This window comes from Pseudomonas sp. NFACC13-1, assembly GCF_900104425.1.
Classification (GTDB): domain Bacteria; phylum Pseudomonadota; class Gammaproteobacteria; order Pseudomonadales; family Pseudomonadaceae; genus Aquipseudomonas; species Aquipseudomonas fluorescens_AA.
Window position 1 is genome coordinate 69,934 of the sequence record NZ_FMXV01000029.1, and the last position, 12,816, is coordinate 82,749.

The 12,816-nt window shown below is 63.3% G+C and carries 14 protein-coding genes; 6 read left to right on the top strand and 8 right to left on the bottom strand.

Going from position 1 to position 12,816, the window contains the following annotated elements; genetic code table 11:
- Window positions 1–324: a DUF3392 family protein gene (locus tag BLQ55_RS26410; protein WP_092258261.1), complete on the top strand. Its 324-nt coding sequence runs from the start codon at window positions 1–3 to the stop codon at window positions 322–324.
- A gap of 131 nt (window positions 325–455) precedes the next feature.
- Here the strand turns inward: BLQ55_RS26410 and trmB are convergent, their stop codons facing one another.
- The 4 genes from trmB to BLQ55_RS26430 form a co-directional block, all read right to left on the bottom strand.
- The gene (trmB, locus tag BLQ55_RS26415; RefSeq protein WP_014340682.1) at window positions 456–1,181 is read right to left on the bottom strand and encodes a tRNA (guanosine(46)-N7)-methyltransferase TrmB; all 726 of its coding nucleotides are present in this window, start codon (window positions 1,179–1,181) and stop codon (window positions 456–458) included.
- Window positions 1,182–1,190: 9 nt separating this feature from the next.
- Window positions 1,191–1,985, bottom strand: a complete 795-nt coding sequence (locus tag BLQ55_RS26420) for a thiazole synthase (RefSeq protein ID WP_060740195.1) — start codon at window positions 1,983–1,985, stop codon at window positions 1,191–1,193.
- Between the two features lie 54 nt (window positions 1,986–2,039).
- Entirely contained in the window at window positions 2,040–2,240 is a 201-nt protein-coding gene (thiS, locus tag BLQ55_RS26425) for a sulfur carrier protein ThiS (RefSeq protein WP_060740194.1), read from the bottom strand.
- A 90-nt stretch (window positions 2,241–2,330) separates the two neighbouring features.
- Window positions 2,331–2,702: a DUF423 domain-containing protein gene (locus BLQ55_RS26430; protein ID WP_072405917.1), complete on the bottom strand. Its 372-nt coding sequence runs from the start codon at window positions 2,700–2,702 to the stop codon at window positions 2,331–2,333.
- 73 nt (window positions 2,703–2,775) lie between these two features.
- Here BLQ55_RS26430 and mtgA point away from each other — a divergent pair, with 73 nt between their 5' ends.
- Window positions 2,776–3,498 (top strand): monofunctional biosynthetic peptidoglycan transglycosylase, encoded by a 723-nt coding sequence (gene mtgA / locus BLQ55_RS26435; RefSeq protein WP_060740192.1) that lies wholly within the window; start codon window positions 2,776–2,778, stop codon window positions 3,496–3,498.
- Between the two features lie 197 nt (window positions 3,499–3,695).
- Here mtgA and rpoH read toward each other — a convergent pair whose 3' ends face one another.
- The 4 genes from rpoH to ftsY form a co-directional block, all read right to left on the bottom strand.
- The gene (gene rpoH, locus BLQ55_RS26440) at window positions 3,696–4,550 is read right to left on the bottom strand and encodes an RNA polymerase sigma factor RpoH (protein ID WP_003177476.1); all 855 of its coding nucleotides are present in this window, start codon (window positions 4,548–4,550) and stop codon (window positions 3,696–3,698) included.
- 112 nt (window positions 4,551–4,662) lie between these two features.
- The gene (ftsX, locus tag BLQ55_RS26445) at window positions 4,663–5,685 is read right to left on the bottom strand and encodes a permease-like cell division protein FtsX (protein WP_092203093.1); all 1,023 of its coding nucleotides are present in this window, start codon (window positions 5,683–5,685) and stop codon (window positions 4,663–4,665) included.
- Window positions 5,682–6,353 carry a cell division ATP-binding protein FtsE gene (ftsE, locus tag BLQ55_RS26450; RefSeq protein WP_003177474.1) on the bottom strand — a complete coding sequence of 224 codons (672 nt, stop codon included), beginning with the start codon at window positions 6,351–6,353 and terminating at the stop codon, window positions 5,682–5,684. The genes ftsX and ftsE overlap by 4 nt, the downstream gene beginning before the upstream one ends.
- Window positions 6,350–7,771 (bottom strand): signal recognition particle-docking protein FtsY, encoded by a 1,422-nt coding sequence (ftsY, locus tag BLQ55_RS26455; RefSeq protein ID WP_092258264.1) that lies wholly within the window; start codon window positions 7,769–7,771, stop codon window positions 6,350–6,352. Before ftsY ends, ftsE begins: the two co-directional genes overlap by 4 nt.
- 344 nt (window positions 7,772–8,115) lie before the next feature.
- Here ftsY and BLQ55_RS26460 point away from each other — a divergent pair, with 344 nt between their 5' ends.
- Genes BLQ55_RS26460 through BLQ55_RS26475 form a run of 4 tightly spaced genes read left to right on the top strand, consistent with a single transcriptional unit; the run spans window position 8,116 to window position 12,595 of the window.
- Window positions 8,116–9,471, top strand: coding sequence for a M16 family metallopeptidase (locus BLQ55_RS26460; protein ID WP_092258267.1), 1,356 nt, complete (start codon window positions 8,116–8,118; stop codon window positions 9,469–9,471).
- Complete coding sequence (locus BLQ55_RS26465; RefSeq protein WP_092258270.1) at window positions 9,464–10,954, top strand: M16 family metallopeptidase; 1,491 nt, start codon at window positions 9,464–9,466, stop codon at window positions 10,952–10,954. Before BLQ55_RS26460 ends, BLQ55_RS26465 begins: the two co-directional genes overlap by 8 nt.
- Window positions 10,954–11,565, top strand: a complete 612-nt coding sequence (gene rsmD, locus BLQ55_RS26470; protein ID WP_092258273.1) for a 16S rRNA (guanine(966)-N(2))-methyltransferase RsmD — start codon at window positions 10,954–10,956, stop codon at window positions 11,563–11,565. Before BLQ55_RS26465 ends, rsmD begins: the two co-directional genes overlap by 1 nt.
- Before the next feature lie 31 nt (window positions 11,566–11,596).
- Window positions 11,597–12,595 (top strand): hydrolase, encoded by a 999-nt coding sequence (locus BLQ55_RS26475; protein WP_092258281.1) that lies wholly within the window; start codon window positions 11,597–11,599, stop codon window positions 12,593–12,595.
- Window positions 12,596–12,816 lie beyond the last annotated feature (221 nt).

Sequence of the window (12,816 nt, forward strand, 5' to 3'; positions counted from 1 at the left end):
ATGGATCTGGTACTCGACCTGCTGGCCACCGTGTCCCGTTGGAGCCGCAGCAACCTGTCGGAAATCTCCCTGGCATTGGTAGGCTGCCTGCTGGTGCTGTTTGGTGCCGACATCAAGGGCTGGGTCGACCAACGCCTGGGCAGCATCGCCGGCGCCTTGCGCGTCCCCTTGATCGCCCTGCTGTGCATGATCGGCAGCGGTGCCGCGCTGATCTATGCCACGCAATGGATCGTCAGGGGCTTGAGCCAGTTCAACAACTACAGCCTGGCGCCGGTGTTGTTGGTGGTGCTGGTGTTGATTGGCGTGGTGGCGGATCGGCGCTGATCCCCCAGACACCACAAAACAACTGTGGGAGCGAGCTTGCTCGCGATGGCGGTATAACAGTCAACATTGATGTTGGATGTCATGCCCTCATCGCGAGCAAGCTCGCTCCCACAGTTTTTACCGCCTGATGCTTACGCCACCTTTTCGAACTTCAAATCCCAAACCCCATGCCCCAGCCGTTCGCCACGGCGCTCGAACTTGGTGATCGGCCGTTCGGCCGGACGGGGCACGCACTTGCCGTCTTCGGCCAGGTTGCGATAGCCCGGGGCGACGTTCATCACTTCCAGCATGTACTCGGCGTAGGGTTCCCAGTCGGTGGCCATGTGCAGCACACCGCCGACCTTCAACTTGCTGCGCACCAGTTCAGCGAACGACGCCTGGACGATACGGCGCTTGTGGTGCCGGCTTTTGTGCCAAGGGTCCGGGAAGAACAGCATCAGCCGGTCGAGACTGTTGTCGGCCACGCAGCGGTTGAGCACTTCGATGGCGTCGCAATCGTAGACTCGCAGGTTGGTCAGCCCTTGGGTCAACACCCCGTTGAGCAGCGCGCCGACGCCGGGACGGTGGACTTCCACCCCGATGAAATCCTGCTCCGGCGAAGCGGCGGCCATTTCCAGCAACGAGTGGCCCATGCCGAAGCCGATTTCCAGCGAGCGCGGGGCCGAGCGGCCGAACACCTGGTCAAAATCCACCGGCGCATCGGCCAGGGGCAGGACAAACAGCGGCGCGCCCTGCTCCAGGCCACGCTGCTGGCCTTCGGTCATGCGCCCGGCGCGCATCACGAAACTCTTGATGCGGCGGTGCTGGCGCTCTTCGCCTTCTTCCGGCAGGACCGGCGTGTCGTTCGATTCAGTCATCAATGGCTCTTACTTGATCAGACCATCCAGCGGCGAGGAGGCGCTGGCGTAGAGTTTTTTCGGCATGCGGCCGGCCAGGTACGCCAGGCGACCGGCGACGATGGCGTGTTTCATGGCTTCGGCCATCAGGACCGGCTGCTGGGCGTGGGCGATGGCCGAGTTCATCAGCACCGCCTCGCAACCCAGCTCCATGGCGATAGTGGCGTCGGAGGCGGTGCCGACACCGGCATCCACCAACACCGGGATCTTGGCTTCTTCCAGGATGATCTGCAGGTTGTACGGGTTGCAGATCCCCAGGCCGGTACCGATCAGGCCGGCCAGCGGCATGACCGCGATGCAGCCGATTTCCGCCAGTTGACGGGCAATGATCGGGTCATCGCTGGTGTAGACCATCACGTCGAAACCTTCCTTGACCAGGGTTTCGGCGGCCTTGAGGGTTTCGATCACGTTGGGGAACAAGGTTTTCTGGTCCGCCAGCACTTCCAGCTTCACCAGGTTGTGGCCATCGAGCAGCTCACGGGCCAGGCGACAGGTGCGCACGGCCTCGATGGCGTCGAAGCAACCGGCGGTGTTCGGCAGGATGGTGTAGCGATCCGGCGGCAGGATATCCAGCAGGTTCGGTTCGCCCGGGTTCTGGCCGATGTTGGTCCGGCGCACGGCGACGGTCACGATCTCGGCGCCCGAGGCCTCGATGGCCAGGCGGGTTTCTTCCATGTCGCGGTATTTGCCGGTGCCTACCAGCAAGCGCGACTGGTAGGTACGACCGGCCAGGACGAAGGGCTTGTCGCTACGAACGATGCTCATGGGAAATCCTCTGTTGGGGTGAGGTTCTTGCGAAATGCTGCGAAACCGAGGCGACTAGCCGCCACCGATGGCGTGGACCACTTCGACCGAATCGCCGTCGTTCAACGTGGTTTCGGCGTGCTGGCTGCGCGGGACGATATCCAGATTGAGCTCCACCGCGACGCGACGTCCAGCGAGTTCCAGACGGGTCAGCAGGGCCGCAACGGTTTCACCGTCGGGCAGTTCAAGGGGTTCGCCGTTCAACTGAATGCGCATGCCGGATGCCGCCATCATTTTTAGGGGCTGGCATTCTAGCCCGATCAGTCAGGGCGACCCAAGCCATTCGTCATGAAATGGACTGCCCGGTCAGCCCAGCCGCCAGGCGGCAAGCCCCAGGCACAGCCAACCGATCAGGAACGCCACGCCGCCCAACGGGGTGATGATGCCCAGCTTGCTGATGCCGGTCAGGGTCAACAGATACAGGCTGCCGGAGAACAACAGGATGCCGATGACAAAGGAGATCCCGGCCCAGGTGACGATCCGCCCGGGAATGTGCGTGGCCAGCAGCGCAACGCCCAGCAACGCCAGGGTGTGCACCAGTTGGTAGGTGACGCCGGTGTGGAAAATCGCCAGGTAATCGGCGCTCAGGCGATTTTTCAGGCCATGGGCGGCAAATGCCCCCAGCGCCACGCCCGTAAAACCAAAAAAAGCCGCCAGCATCAGAAAGCTACGCAACATGGGAACTCCAGTCAGACTCGGTGGACAGGGTCTGTATAATGGCCCGCTCGACGGGTTCGGCCAAGCCATCTCTATGCTGCGTTTATTGTTTCGACGATTCCTTAAAGCCCTGCTCTGGTTCGCCGTCGGCAGCGTCGTGCTGGTGCTGCTGTTTCGCGTGGTGCCGCCGCCGTTCACGGCGCTGATGATCGAGCGCAAGGTTGAATCCTGGTTCGGCGGTGAGCCGATCGACCTGCAACGCACCTGGCAGCCTTGGGACCGGATTTCCGACAGCCTCAAGGTGGCGGTGATCGCCGGTGAAGATCAGAAATTCCCCGAGCACTGGGGCTTCGACATTGGCGCGATCCAGGCCGCCTTCGCTCACAATGGGCGTGGCGGTTCGATTCGCGGCGCCAGCACCCTCAGCCAGCAAGTGTCCAAGAACCTGTTCCTGTGGTCGGGCCGCAGTTGGCTGCGCAAAGGCCTGGAGGCCTGGTTCACCGCGCTGATCGAAGTGCTCTGGCCCAAGCAGCGGATCCTTGAGGTGTACCTCAACAGCGTCGAGTGGGATGACGGTGTGTTCGGGGCGGAAGCCGCAGCACGCCATCACTTCCGCACCAGCGCCGACGCCTTGTCCCGGCAACAGGCCAGCCTGCTGGCGGCGGTATTGCCCAACCCGCGGAAATGGAGCGCCAGCCGGCCGAGCCCCTATGTGCTACGGCGGGCGGGCTGGATTCGCCAGCAGATGAGCCAGCTGGGAGGTGACAGCTACCTGCTGGAGCTCGATCGTTCGCGGCGAGCGCCTTGGGCGCAGTAGCGCAGACACTGAAAAATCCCTGTGGGAGCGAGCTTGCTCGCGATGGCGGTTCGACAGCCACCATTGATGTTGAATGTAATGGCCTCATCGCGAGCAAGCTCGCTCCCACAGGGTCGGCAGTGAATTCAAATCATTGGCACAGACAAAAACGCCCCGATCATCGCTGATCGGGGCGTTTCTATGGCTGCTATCGCAGGTCAAGCCGCAATCGACACCTTGAGCTTGTTCATCGCGCTCTTCTCGAGCTGGCGAATCCGCTCGGCCGACACGTTGTACTTCTGCGCCAGGTCGTGCAGCGTGGCTTTTTCCTCGGCCAGCCAGCGCTGGTAGAGGATGTCGCGGCTGCGTTCGTCCAGCACTTCCAGGGCTTCGTGCAGGTTGGTGTTGGAGTTGTCGCTCCAGTCGGCGTCTTCCAGTTGACGCGCCGGGTCATACCGGTGGTCTTCCAGGTAGTTGGCCGGCGATTGGAAAGCGCTGTCGTCATCCGCTTCGGCGGCCGGGTCGAAGGCCATGTCATGGCCGGTCAGGCGGCTTTCCATCTCGCGTACTTCCCGGGGTTCTACGCCCAGGCTTTCAGCCACGCGGTGGACTTCTTCGTTGTTCAGCCAGGCCAGACGCTTCTTCTGGCTGCGCAGGTTGAAGAAGAGCTTGCGCTGGGCCTTGGTGGTCGCGACTTTCACGATGCGCCAGTTGCGCAGGATGAACTCGTGGATTTCCGCCTTGATCCAGTGCACGGCGAACGACACCAGGCGCACACCCATTTCCGGGTTGAAGCGCTTGACCGCCTTCATCAGGCCGACGTTGCCTTCCTGGATCAGGTCGGCCTGGGCCAGCCCGTAGCCGGAATAGCTGCGGGCGATATGTACGACAAAACGCAGGTGGGCGAGCACCATCTGCCGAGCCGCCTCAAGATCCTGCTCATAATAGAGACTCTCGGCCAGTTCACGCTCCTGCTCGGGCGTCAGCAAGGGGATGCTGTTCACCGTGTGCACATAGGCCTCCAGGTTCGCACCCGGGACCAGAGCATAAGCAGGTTGCAAAGAAGTGGTCATACGAAAAAACCTCCGACTCACATAACTCGTGCAGTTCAGCACTGCGAAAATTGACCGGGAACCCTAAGACAAGTTCCCACAAAAACCGAAAGGTCAATACGCGCAAAAAACACTATTTTGGCGCAAGCTCACGCAAGTGGCGTGCGACCGCAATCCATGCACCGATATAACCCAACAGCACCGCGCCAAGCAAGAGCGACAGACCGTCGGCGACTGGCACTCCGGCCAGCGCAAAATCACTGCCGTACAAACCGGCCAGCCCCACTACCGCATCGTTCAGCCAGTCCAGGCCAAACGCCAATACGCCCCAGGACAGAATCCCCGCACCGAAGCCATACAGCGCCCCCATATAAAGGAAGGGCCTGCGTACATAACTGTCCGTGCCGCCCACGAGTTTAATCACTTCTATCTCGGTGCGGCGGTTTTCAATATGAAGACGAATGGTATTGCCTATCACCAAAAGTAATGCAGAAACCAGCAGCACCGTCAGACCGAAGACAAACCGGTCGCCGAGCTTGAGGATCGCCGCAAGACGCTCGACCCAGACTAGATCAAGTTGCGCCTGTTGTACCTTCGGCAACTCGGAAAGTCTTTGTCTTAATGCTTCAAGGGCGGGCTTGTCGACCTCGTTCGGCGTCACCAGCACCACGCCCGGCAGCGGGTTCTCCGGCAGCTCCTTGAGCGCGTCGCCCAGGCCGGACTGTTGCTGGAACTCTTCCAGCGCCTGCTCGCGGCCGATGTACTCGGCTTCGGCCACACCCGGCATCGCCTTGATCTGCTCACCCAATGCCTGGCCTTCGGCGGGACTGGCGTCCATCTGCAGGTACAGGGAAATCTGCGCCGCGCGCTGCCAGGAGCCGCCCAGGCGCTCCACATTACTCAGCAATAATGACAGGCCCATGGGCAGGCTCAAGGCAACCGCCATCACCATGCAGGTAAAAAAGCTGCCGATGGGCTGCTTGCCCAGGCGCCGCAGGCTGTCCAGCAGGCTGGCGCGATGGCTTTCGATCCAGGCGCGCAGCAGCGTGGCGAAGTCCGGGCCGTCGTCATCGTCGCGCTTTTTCTTTTGCGGCTGCGGATCAGAGGCCTTCGGGGCCACGCGTTCGGCCACTTTCGGGCTGCGAGTAGCACTCATACGCCAGCCTCCCCGTCACCAATCAGGCGTCCACGCTGCAAGGTGAGCATGCGGTGACGCATGCGGGCGATCAGGGCCAGGTCGTGACTGGCGATCAGCACGCTGGTGCCCAGGCGGTTGATGTCTTCGAACACGCCCATGATTTCCGCCGCCAGGCGCGGGTCGAGGTTACCGGTGGGCTCGTCCGCCAGCAGCAAGGCCGGGCGATGGACGATGGCGCGGGCGATGCCGACGCGTTGTTGCTGGCCGGTAGAGAGGTCGCCCGGGTACAGGTCGGTCTTGTCCGACAGGGCCACGCGCTCCAGGGCCGAGTCCACACGCTTGATGATTTCGGCCTTGGACAGGCCAAGGATCTGCAACGGCAGCGCCACGTTGTTGAACACCGTGCGGTCGAACAGCAACTGGTGATTCTGGAACACCACGCCGATCTGCCGCCGCAGGTAGGGGATCTGGGCATTGCTGATGGTGCTCAGGTCCTGGCCGGCCAGCAGCAGTTTGCCAGTGGAAGGCCGCTCCATCGCCAGCAAGAGGCGCAGCAAGGTGCTTTTACCGGCACCGGAATGGCCGGTGACAAACAGAAACTCGCCCCGACGGACCCGAAAGCTCAGCTCATGCAAGCCGACGTGACCGTTCGGATAGCGTTTACCGACCTGTTCGAAACGAATCATGAATGCTCCCGTTCGGCAAACAGTGCCTGGACAAAGGGCTCGGCTTCAAAGGTGCGCAAGTCGTCGATGCCTTCGCCCACGCCGATGTAGCGAATGGGCAGGCCGAACTGCTTGGCCAGGGCGAAAATCACCCCGCCCTTGGCGGTGCCGTCGAGCTTGGTCAGGGCCAGCCCGGTCAGTTCGACGGTCTGGTTGAATTGCTTGGCCTGGTTGATGGCGTTCTGGCCGGTACCGGCGTCCAGGACCAGCAGCACTTCGTGAGGCGCGTCGGCGTCGAGCTTGCCGATCACCCGGCGCACCTTCTTCAATTCTTCCATCAGGTTGTCTTTGGTGTGCAGGCGACCGGCGGTGTCGGCGATCAGCACATCGATGCCACGGGCCTTGGCTGCCTGCACGGCGTCGAAGATCACCGAAGCGGAGTCGGCGCCGGTGTGCTGGGCGATCACCGGGATCTTGTTGCGCTCGCCCCACACTTGCAGCTGTTCGACCGCGGCGGCGCGGAAGGTGTCGCCGGCGGCGAGCATGACTTTCTTGCCTTCGAGCTGCAGCTTCTTGGCCAGCTTGCCGATGGTGGTGGTCTTGCCGGCGCCATTGACGCCAACGACCAGGATCACGAACGGCTTGTTCTGCGAGGCGATCACCAGCGGCTTTTCCACCGGCTTGAGCAGGCTGGCCAGCTCGCCCTGCAGGGATTTGTACAGGGCGTCGGCGTCGGTCAGCTGCTTGCGCGCGACCTTCTGGGTCAGGCTCTGGATGATCACCGAGGTGGCCTCGACACCGACATCGGCGGTCAGCAGGCGGGTTTCGATGTCTTCCAGCAATTCGTCGTCGATGACTTTCTTGCCCAGGAACAGGCTGGCCATGCCTTCGCCGATGCTGGCGCTGGTCTTGGACAAGCCCTGCTTGAGGCGGGCGAAAAAGCCGACCTTGTTTTCCTCAGCGCTGCGGACGGGCTCGGCTTCCAGCACGGCAGGTGCCGGCCCGGGGGCGGCAGGCGCAACCACGGGTGCAACGACGGCGGCTGGCGGTTCAATGACAGCTTCGACGACCGGCGCCTCGACAACATGTGTCGGCGCTGGAATCGGCGGGGTGATATGGGGTGCCGTTTCCTCGACCAGCGCGACGGGCTCTTCCGCCACCGGCAAGGTCAGCCAGGGCGCTTGCTCGGCGTGCGGGGTCAGCGGCTGCTCGGCCATCGGCTCGGCAACGGGCTCAGGCTCGACCGGTTGCAGCACCGGCTCGGCGATCGGCAGGACAATGGGCGCCGCTTCTTCGGCCACTGCCTCGGCGGCGGGCTCAGGCAGCGCTTGTGGCTGTTCGACGACGGTATCCTGCGGCTTCTTGCGCAGCCATCCGAACAGGCCTTTTTTCTCGCCAGCCGCGGCTGGGGTCTTCTTGTCGTCGTTGGAACCAAACATGGAGGACGGCTATCTCACGGTAGCGAAGCGCCACGAGGGCGCCTCGGTGATAAATATTCAATGCTGAACAGACTGCGTTTCATCCAGCTTGTTCACGCGCAACATTTTGTCGAAGCGTCCCCAGGACGCCTCAAAGTCGATTTTTTCGAAGGACTGGTACGGCATCATCGGCGAAAACGCCGGGATCAACGAGCAAACCCAGGGTTTCTCCGCAGAACCCAGACAACCCCGGGCCGATAAAAGGCCCGATAGGCGTGGCCGCCAGTAAAACGGATCAGTATCCTAGCACCTCCTCGCCTGCCGAGGCTAAGACCTAGCAGGCAACCCAACAGGTTTAAACACGAATGAATGCTCTTGCCCGCCGCGCCGCAGGCCTGCTGCTCAGCACAGTTTGTCTGCCTCTTTCAGCCTTGGCTGCCGACCCACAACCCACCCATGAGTTCACCCTCGACAACGGCCTGAAGGTCGTCGTGCGCGAAGACCATCGTGCGCCGGTGGTGGTGTCCCAGGTCTGGTACAAGGTCGGTTCCAGCTACGAAACGCCAGGCCAGACCGGTTTGTCCCACGCCCTTGAGCACATGATGTTCAAGGGCAGTGAAAAAGTCGGCCCCGGCGAAGCGTCGCTGATCCTGCGCGACCTCGGTGCCGAAGAGAACGCCTTCACCAGCGACGACTTCACCGCCTACTACCAGGTGCTGGCCCGCGACCGCCTGGGCGTGGCCTTCGAACTGGAAGCCGACCGCATGGCCAGCCTGCGCCTGCCGCCGGAGGAGTTCAGCCGCGAGATCGAGGTGATCAAGGAAGAGCGCCGCATGCGCACCGACGACAAGCCCATGTCCAAGGCCTACGAGCGCTTCCAGGCCATGGCTTACCCGGCCAGCGGCTACCACACGCCGACCATCGGCTGGATGGCCGACCTGGACCGGATGACCGTCGAGGAACTGCGCCACTGGTACGAGTCCTGGTACACCCCGAACAACGCGACCCTGGTGGTGGTTGGCGACGTGACGCCGGAGGAGGTCAAGGCCCTGGCCCAGCGTTACTTCGGCCCGATTGCCCGGCGCGCGGTGCCGGTCGCGAAAATCCCCCTGGAACTGGCCGAACCCGGCGAACGCCAGATCACCCTGCATGTGCAGACCCAACTGCCCAGCGTGATGCTGGCCTTCAACGTGCCGAGCATCGCCACCGCGACGGACAAGGCGTCGGTCAACGCGCTGCGGCTGATCTCGGCCCTGCTGGACGGCGGCTACAGCGGCCGGATCCCGACCCAACTGGAGCGCGGCGAAGAATTAGTGTCCGGCGGCTCGTCGAGCTACGACGCCTTCACCCGCGGCGACTCGTTGTTCACCTTGTCGGCGACGCCCAACACGCAGAAAAACAAAACCCTCGCCCAGGCAGAAGCAGGTTTGTGGCGCTTGCTCGAGCAGTTGAAAACCACCGCCCCGACCGCCGAGGAACTGGAACGCGTACGCGCCCAGGTCATCGCCGGCCTGGTGTATGAGCGCGACTCGATCACCAGCCAGGCCACCGCCATTGGCCAGCTGGAAACCGTCGGCTTGTCCTGGAAGCTGATGGACACCGAACTCGCCGAACTGCAAAGCGTCACCCCGCAAGACATCCAGAAGGCAGCCCAGCTGTATTTCACCCGCTCGCGCCTGAGCGTTGCGCACGTCCTGCCCGAGGAGAAAGCTCATGAATGAGCGCAAATCATCGCGCCTGGCGCCGATCGGCCTGGTATTGATCGCCCTGGCCGGCGCCCTGGCCTTTTACCTGTCGCCGTCCAGCGACTCCAACGCCAGCCAGGCATTGGACAAGGCCAAGTCCGGCCACAAGCTGCAATCCTTGGCCGAACTGAACGACAAGGCGCCCAGTCGGCGCCAGCTCGACGTGCAAACCTGGACAACCGCTGACGGCGCCAAGGTGCTGTTCGTCGAAGCCCGGGAATTGCCAATGTTCGACCTGCGCCTGACCTTCGCCGCCGGCAGCAGTCAGGACGGCGACGCCCCCGGCCTCGCCCTGCTGACCAACGCCATGCTCAACGAAGGCGTGGCCGGCAAGGACGTCAGCGCCATCGCCCAAGGCTTCGAAAGCCTCGGCGCGGACTTCGGCAACGGCGCCTACCGGGACATGGCCGTGGCGTCCCTGCGCAGTCTCAGCGCAGTCGACAAGCGTGAGCCGGCATTGAAGCTGTTCGCCGAAGTCGTCGGCAAACCGACGTTCCCTGCCGACTCCTTCGCCCGGATCAAGAACCAGATGCTCGCCGGTTTCGAGTACCAGAAGCAGAACCCCGGCAAACTGGCGGGCCTGGAACTGATGAAGCGCCTGTACGGCGAGCATCCTTACGCCCACTCCAGCGACGGCACCGCCGAGAGCATTCCACCGATCACCCTGGCCCAGGCCCGGGCGTTCCATGCCAAGGCCTATGCCGCCGGCAACGCAGTGATCGCACTGGTGGGGGACTTGTCCCGCGCCGAAGCCGAAGCGATTGCCAACCAGGTGTCCGCCGCGCTGCCCAAAGGCCCGGCCCTGGCGAAAACCCCGCCACCGGTGGAACCGAAGGCGAGCATCGGCCACATCGAGTTCCCGTCCAAGCAGACCAACCTGATGCTCGCGCAACTGGGCATCGACCGCGACGATCCGGACTATGCCGCGGTGTCCCTGGGCAACCAGATCCTCGGCGGCGGTGGCTTCGGCACGCGGCTGATGACTGAGGTCCGCGAAAAACGCGGCCTGACCTACGGCGTGTATTCCGGCTTCACGGCGATGCAGGCCCGCGGCCCGTTCATGATCAACCTGCAGACCCGTGCCGAGATGAGCGAAGGCACCTTGAAACTGGTGCAGGACGTGTTCGCCGATTACCTCAAGAACGGCCCGACCCAGAAAGAACTCGATGACGCCAAGCGTGAGTTGGCGGGCAGCTTCCCGCTGTCCACCGCCAGCAATGCCGACATCGTCGGCCAGCTCGGCGCCATGGGGTTCTATGACTTGCCGCTCAGCTACCTGGAAGACTTCATGCGCCAGTCCCAGGAACTGACGGTCGAGCAGGTCAAGGCCGCACTGAACAAACACCTGAGCACCGATAAAATGGTCATCGTCACCGCTGGCCCGAGCGTGCCGCAAAAGCCGTTGCCGCCCCCTACTGACAAACCTGCCGAGCAACCGCTCGGGGTTCCGGAGCACTAATGGCCCGTCCATCGAATTCCAGCAAAAAACCCGTGCACAACGGTGTGAACCAGTTGCGCATCATCGGCGGCGAATGGCGCAGCCGGCGCCTGAGTTTCCCGGATGCCCCGGGGTTGCGCCCCACCCCGGACCGCGTGCGGGAAACCCTGTTCAACTGGCTCGCGCCCTACGTGGCAGGCGCCCGGGTGCTCGACCCGTTCGCCGGCAGCGGCGCGCTGTTTCTCGAGGCCCTGTCCCGTGGCGCCGCCATGGGCCAGGCGCTGGATGCCAGCAACCTGGCGGTCTCCAGCCTCAAGGAGCACCTGGGCACCCTGCGTTGCACCGTCGGTCAGGTGCAGACCGCCGACGCGCTGCGCTACCTGGACAGCCAACCGGCGACACCTTTCGACCTGGTGTTTCTGGACCCGCCTTTCAACCAGAACCTGTTGCCGACGGTCTGCGCCTTGCTCGAGGAGCGTCAGTGGCTGGCCGAGGATGCCTGGGTCTACACTGAAAGCGAGACTGCCCCGTCCAGCCTGGGCTTGCCGGGCAACTGGCGCTTGCACCGCGAGCAGAAATCCGGACGGGTGTACTACGCGTTGTGGCAGCGTTTGCCAAAGGACATTGGCTGAACGGCTGACCAGTGCATCGAGAATAATAATGATGTCCGCCGCATCCGAAGGTTTCGTCCCTGCCCCTGGCCTTGGCAACCCGCACCTGCAAACCTTGTGGGGCCCCTTGTGGCGCCGGACCACCCACATCGAGCGTCAACGCGAGCGCCTGTGGCTGGAAGACGGTGATTTCCTCGACCTCGACTGGCACGGCCCCCACAGCGCCGAGGCGCCGTTGGTGCTGGTGCTGCACGGGTTGACCGGCTCTTCCAACTCGCCTTACGTAGCCGGGTTGCAGCAGGCGCTCGGTCGCCAGGGCTGGGCCAGCGTGGCCTTGAACTGGCGCGGCTGCTCGGGCGAGCCGAACCTGTTGCCCCGCAGCTATCACTCGGGCGTCAGCGAAGACCTGGCCGCCGCCATTACCCACTTGCGCGCCAGGCGGCCCTTGGCGCCGCTGTTTGCGGTGGGTTATTCACTGGGCGGCAACGTGTTGCTCAAGCACTTGGGCGAGGCCGGCCGCGACAGCCAGTTGCAAGGGGCGGTGGCGGTCTCGGTACCGTTTCGCCTCGACCAGTGCGCCGACCGCATCGGCCAGGGATTTTCCAGGTTCTACCAGGCGCACTTCATGCGACAGATGGTGGCCTATGTGCGCAACAAGCAACGCCAGTTCCAGCACGACGGACGCCACGAAGGCCTGGCAACCCTGACGGCCCTTGGCCCGCTGGAAAACATGCGCACCTTCTGGGACTTTGACGGCCGGGTGACGGCGCCGCTGCACGGGTTCTCCGATGCCGCGGACTACTACCGCCGCGCCTCCAGCCGCTATTTCATGGCGGGCATCAGCACACCGACCCTGGTCATCCAGGCTGCCGACGATCCTTTTGTGTTTCCCCACAGCCTGCCCGAACCCGACGAATTATCCACCTCGACCCAACTTGAACTGCACGCCCGGGGCGGACATGTCGGGTTTGTCGACGGAACCCTGCGGCGCCCGGGGTATTACCTGGAGCGGCGGATTCCCGATTGGTTGGCCAGCCTGAGGCGCGGCTGACGATTCGCAGACAACACAAATCCCCTCTGGGAGTTGTTCACCAGTTCAGCGTTCGCCAGCAATCCCTGTGGGAGCGCTTGCTCGCGATAGCGGCGGGACAGCGACATTGAAGTTGCCTGGCACACCGTCATCGCGAGCAAGCTCGCTCCCACAATTTTTTTGGGGTGTTCACCGGTTCAGCGTTCGCCAGGAATCTCCTGTGGGAGCGAGCTTGCTCGCGA

Excerpts from the sequence above, each read along its gene's own strand:
- BLQ55_RS26410 (WP_092258261.1), top strand. The coding sequence starts at position 1 with ATGGATCTGGTACTCGACCTGCTGGCCACCGTGTCCCGTTGGAGCCGC.
- trmB (WP_014340682.1), bottom strand. The coding sequence starts at position 1,181 with ATGACTGAATCGAACGACACGCCGGTCCTGCCGGAAGAAGGCGAAGAG.
- BLQ55_RS26420 (WP_060740195.1), bottom strand. The coding sequence starts at position 1,985 with ATGAGCATCGTTCGTAGCGACAAGCCCTTCGTCCTGGCCGGTCGTACC.
- thiS (WP_060740194.1), bottom strand. The coding sequence starts at position 2,240 with ATGCGCATTCAGTTGAACGGCGAACCCCTTGAACTGCCCGACGGTGAA.
- BLQ55_RS26430 (WP_072405917.1), bottom strand. The coding sequence starts at position 2,702 with ATGTTGCGTAGCTTTCTGATGCTGGCGGCTTTTTTTGGTTTTACGGGC.
- mtgA (WP_060740192.1), top strand. The coding sequence starts at position 2,776 with ATGCTGCGTTTATTGTTTCGACGATTCCTTAAAGCCCTGCTCTGGTTC.
- rpoH (WP_003177476.1), bottom strand. The coding sequence starts at position 4,550 with ATGACCACTTCTTTGCAACCTGCTTATGCTCTGGTCCCGGGTGCGAAC.
- ftsX (WP_092203093.1), bottom strand. The coding sequence starts at position 5,685 with ATGAGTGCTACTCGCAGCCCGAAAGTGGCCGAACGCGTGGCCCCGAAG.
- ftsE (WP_003177474.1), bottom strand. The coding sequence starts at position 6,353 with ATGATTCGTTTCGAACAGGTCGGTAAACGCTATCCGAACGGTCACGTC.
- ftsY (WP_092258264.1), bottom strand. The coding sequence starts at position 7,771 with ATGTTTGGTTCCAACGACGACAAGAAGACCCCAGCCGCGGCTGGCGAG.
- BLQ55_RS26460 (WP_092258267.1), top strand. The coding sequence starts at position 8,116 with ATGAATGCTCTTGCCCGCCGCGCCGCAGGCCTGCTGCTCAGCACAGTT.
- BLQ55_RS26465 (WP_092258270.1), top strand. The coding sequence starts at position 9,464 with ATGAATGAGCGCAAATCATCGCGCCTGGCGCCGATCGGCCTGGTATTG.
- rsmD (WP_092258273.1), top strand. The coding sequence starts at position 10,954 with ATGGCCCGTCCATCGAATTCCAGCAAAAAACCCGTGCACAACGGTGTG.
- BLQ55_RS26475 (WP_092258281.1), top strand. The coding sequence starts at position 11,597 with ATGTCCGCCGCATCCGAAGGTTTCGTCCCTGCCCCTGGCCTTGGCAAC.